Origin of the sequence: Streptomyces sp. NPDC060205, from assembly GCF_042728395.1 — a bacterium.
GTDB lineage: Bacteria > Actinomycetota > Actinomycetes > Streptomycetales > Streptomycetaceae > Streptomyces.
The window spans coordinates 1-3385 of record NZ_JBHWZP010000226.1 but is presented as its reverse complement, the minus strand read 5'-3'; the positions used below and the strand labels follow the sequence as shown (position 1 = coordinate 3385).

At 74.0% G+C, this 3385-nt stretch carries 3 protein-coding genes; all 3 read left to right on the top strand.

What is annotated here, in order from left to right; genetic code table 11:
- Positions 1 to 1228: ADP-ribosylglycohydrolase family protein (locus ACFWGJ_RS30810; RefSeq protein ID WP_387331249.1), on the top strand; the 1228-nt coding region annotated here is incomplete at its 5' end.
- Positions 1225 to 2433: a CaiB/BaiF CoA transferase family protein gene (locus ACFWGJ_RS30805; protein WP_387331247.1), complete on the top strand. Its 1209-nt coding sequence runs from the start codon at positions 1225 to 1227 to the stop codon at positions 2431 to 2433. The genes ACFWGJ_RS30810 and ACFWGJ_RS30805, both read left to right, overlap by 4 nt.
- Complete coding sequence (locus ACFWGJ_RS30800; RefSeq protein ID WP_387331245.1) at positions 2430 to 3269, top strand: HpcH/HpaI aldolase/citrate lyase family protein; 840 nt, start codon at positions 2430 to 2432, stop codon at positions 3267 to 3269. The genes ACFWGJ_RS30805 and ACFWGJ_RS30800 overlap by 4 nt, the downstream gene beginning before the upstream one ends.
- Positions 3270 to 3385: the final 116 nt, after the last annotated feature.

Below are 3385 nucleotides of genomic sequence, written 5' to 3'. Positions count from 1 at the left end.
GGGGGGCGCGGCCACCCCCCATAGCTCGGGGGGGGCCGGGGGCCCCCCCCCCCCACCCTCAGGGGCGCGGGGAACTGCGCAATCTTTCAGCGGGGCCCAGGGGGCGCAGCCCCCGGTTTCGGGAAGGGGCGGGACTGGGGAAGAAACAGCCCTGCAAGCAGCCTGGCTGGGCCGAGCCGCCGGCTGCCTCCTGGGCAAACCGGTGGAGAAACTCCCCCTCACCGCCATCCGCCAACTCGCCGGGGCCACCGGCAACTGGCCCCTCACCACCTGGTTCACCGAACGCGGCCTACCCCCCGAGCTCAAAGCCACGTACCCCTGGAACCGCCGCTCCGCCCCCACCTCCCTCGCCGAGAACATCGACGGCATGCCGGAGGACGACGACCTCAACTACCCGCTCCTGAACCTCCTCCTGCTCCAACGCCACGGCAGACACTTCACCACCACGGACGTGGCCCGCCTCTGGCTGGACGAACTCCCCGCGGGCCGCACGTTCACGGCGGAACGCGTCGCCTACCGCAACCTCCTCGACGGCATCGAACCCCCGCACACGGCCCGCCACCGCAACCCGTTCCGCGAGTGGATCGGCGCCCTGATCCGCGCGGACGTCCACGGCTGGACCAACCCGGGCGCCCCCGCCGCCGCCGCGGAACAGGCGCACCGGGACGCCGTCCTCACCCACACCGCGAACGGCGTCTACGCGGCGATGTTCACGGCGGCCGTCATCGCGGAGGCGGCCACCGGCACGAGCGACATCCACACGTGCCTGCGTACGGGCCTGACCGTCGTCCCCCCGCAGTCACGCCTCGCCGACGCGGTCCGCCAGGCGATCCGACTGGCGGGCCGGCACGAGGACTTCGACCGGATCGTGGACGAACTGCACGCCACCCACTCCGCGTACCACTGGGTCCACGCCGTCCCCAACACGGCCCTGATCGCCGCCGCCCTCACCCACGCGGACGGCGACTTCACGGCCTCCGTCTGCCGTGCGGTGTCGGGAGGCTGGGACACCGACTCGAACGGCGCGACGGCCGGTTCCATCGCGGGCCTGCTCGCGGGCAGTCCCGAAGCGCTCCCGTCCCGCTGGACGACCCCCCTCAAGAACCGCCTGGCCACGAGCATCGGCGACTTCGACGGAACAGGCTTCGACACCCTCGCCGAACTCACCGCGCGCCTGACCGCCCGCCCGGCCACCCGCCCCAACCCTCCGGAGGCCCCCCACCCATGACCGCCACCCCCGCCCCGGCCCCCACCCCGCTCGACGGCCTCCGCGTCCTCGATCTGGCGACCCTCTTCGCCGGCCCTCTCGCCGCCACGATGCTCGGCGACTTCGGCGCGGAGGTCGTCAAGGTCGAGCACCCCCGCAGACCGGATCCGTCCCGCGGCCACGGCCCGTCGAAGGACGGCGTCGGCCTCTGGTGGAAACTCCTCGGCCGCAACAAACGCACGATGACCCTGGACCTCTCCACGTACGGCGGACGCGACACGCTGCTGCGCCTGGCCGCCTCCGCCGATGTGATCATCGAGAACTTCCGGCCGGGCACGCTGGAGAAGTGGGACCTCGGCTGGGAGGAGCTGTCGGCCGCGAACCCCCGGCTGGTGCTGGCCCGCGTCACCGGCTTCGGCCAGTTCGGCCCGTACGCGCGCCGCCCCGGTTTCGGCACGCTCGCCGAGGCGATGAGCGGGTTCGCCGCGATCACCGGTGAGCCGGACGCCCCGCCGGTCCTGCCGCCCTTCGGTCTCGCCGACTCGATCGCAGGCCTGGCCACGGCGTACGCGGTGATGACGGCCCTGGCCGCGCGCGACCGCACGGGCCGCGGGCAGGTCGTGGACATGGCGATCATCGAGCCGATCCTCACGGTGCTCGGCCCGCAGCCGCTCTGGTACGACCAGTTGGGCCATGTCCAGGCCCGTACCGGCAACCGCTCGCAGAACAACGCGCCACGCAACACCTACCGCACCGCCGACGGCACCTGGGTCGCCGTCTCGACCTCGGCCCAGTCGGTCGCCGAACGCGTGATGCGCCTGGTCGGCCGCCCCGAGCTGATCACCGAACCGTGGTTCGCCACGGGCGCGGACCGGGCCCGCCACACCGACGTCCTCGACGAGGCGGTCGGCTCGTGGATCGCCCGGCACAGCCGCGCCGACGTCATCGACGCCTTCGAGAAGGCGGAGGCGGCGGTGGCCCCCGTCCAGGACGTACGCGATGTCATGGAGGATCCGCAGTACGCGGCCCTGGACTCGATCACCACCGTCGACGATCCCGAACTGGGCCCGCTGCGCATGCAGAACGTCCTCTTCCGCCTCACCGACACCCCCGGCGGGATCCGCTGGGCAGGCCGCCCGCACGGCGCCGACACGGACGCGGTCCTCACCGAACTCGGCCTGACGGACGACGAGATCGGCAAACTCCGGGCGGAGGGCGCGCTGTGACCCCACAGACCCGGACGGGCGTAGCGCTCACCTGGCTGTACGTCCCCGGCGACCGCCCCGGGACGGTGGCGAAGGCGCTCGCCGCGGGGGCCGACGTGGTCGTCGTCGACCTGGAGGACGCGGTCGCCCCCGACCGCAAGAAGTACGCCCGCGCCGCCACCGCCGACCTCCTCGCCGAGCCGCCGCCGGTCCCGGTGCACGTCCGCGTCAACGCCCTGGACGGCCCGGAGTGCACCGCCGACCTGCGCGCCCTGCGCGCCCCGGCCACGCTCGGCACCCTCGCGGGCCTGCGCCTGCCGAAGGTCTCCTCCCCCACCGAGATCCTGCGTACGGCGGAACTCGCCCCGGGCCTGCCCCTGTACGCCCTCCTGGAATCGGCCCTCGCCGTCGAGCACGCCTTCGCCATCGCCACGGCCCATCCCGCCCTGCACGGCATCGCGCTCGGCGAGGCCGATCTACGGGCCGACCTGGGCGTACGCGCCGACGCGGGCCTCGACTGGCCGCGCTCCCGCGTGGTGGTGGCCGCCCGGGCGGCGGGTCTCGCCCCACCGCCCCAGTCCGTCCACCCCGACGTACGCGACCTCGCGGGTCTTGCCGCGTCCTGCGCCCACGGCCGTGACCTGGGCTTCTTCGGCCGCGCGGCCATCCATCCCCGGCAGCTCCCGGTGATCGAGGCCGCCTATCTCCCGACCCCGGAGGAGATCGAAACGGCCGAGACGATCCTCGGCGCGGCGGCCACCCGCTCCGGCGCCCAGGCCCTCCCCGACGGCCGCTTCATCGACACGGCGGTGGTGGCGGGAGCCCACCGCACCCTGGCACTGGCCCGCCGCCCCTGAGAACCGCCGGGTACGCGGAAGGGGGCGCCCCGCCTGACACACCCGCACCAGAACCGACCGGCACGACAGAGGAGGGAGGAGCGTGGCCAGACCGCTCCGTCACCGAGACCAGCGAC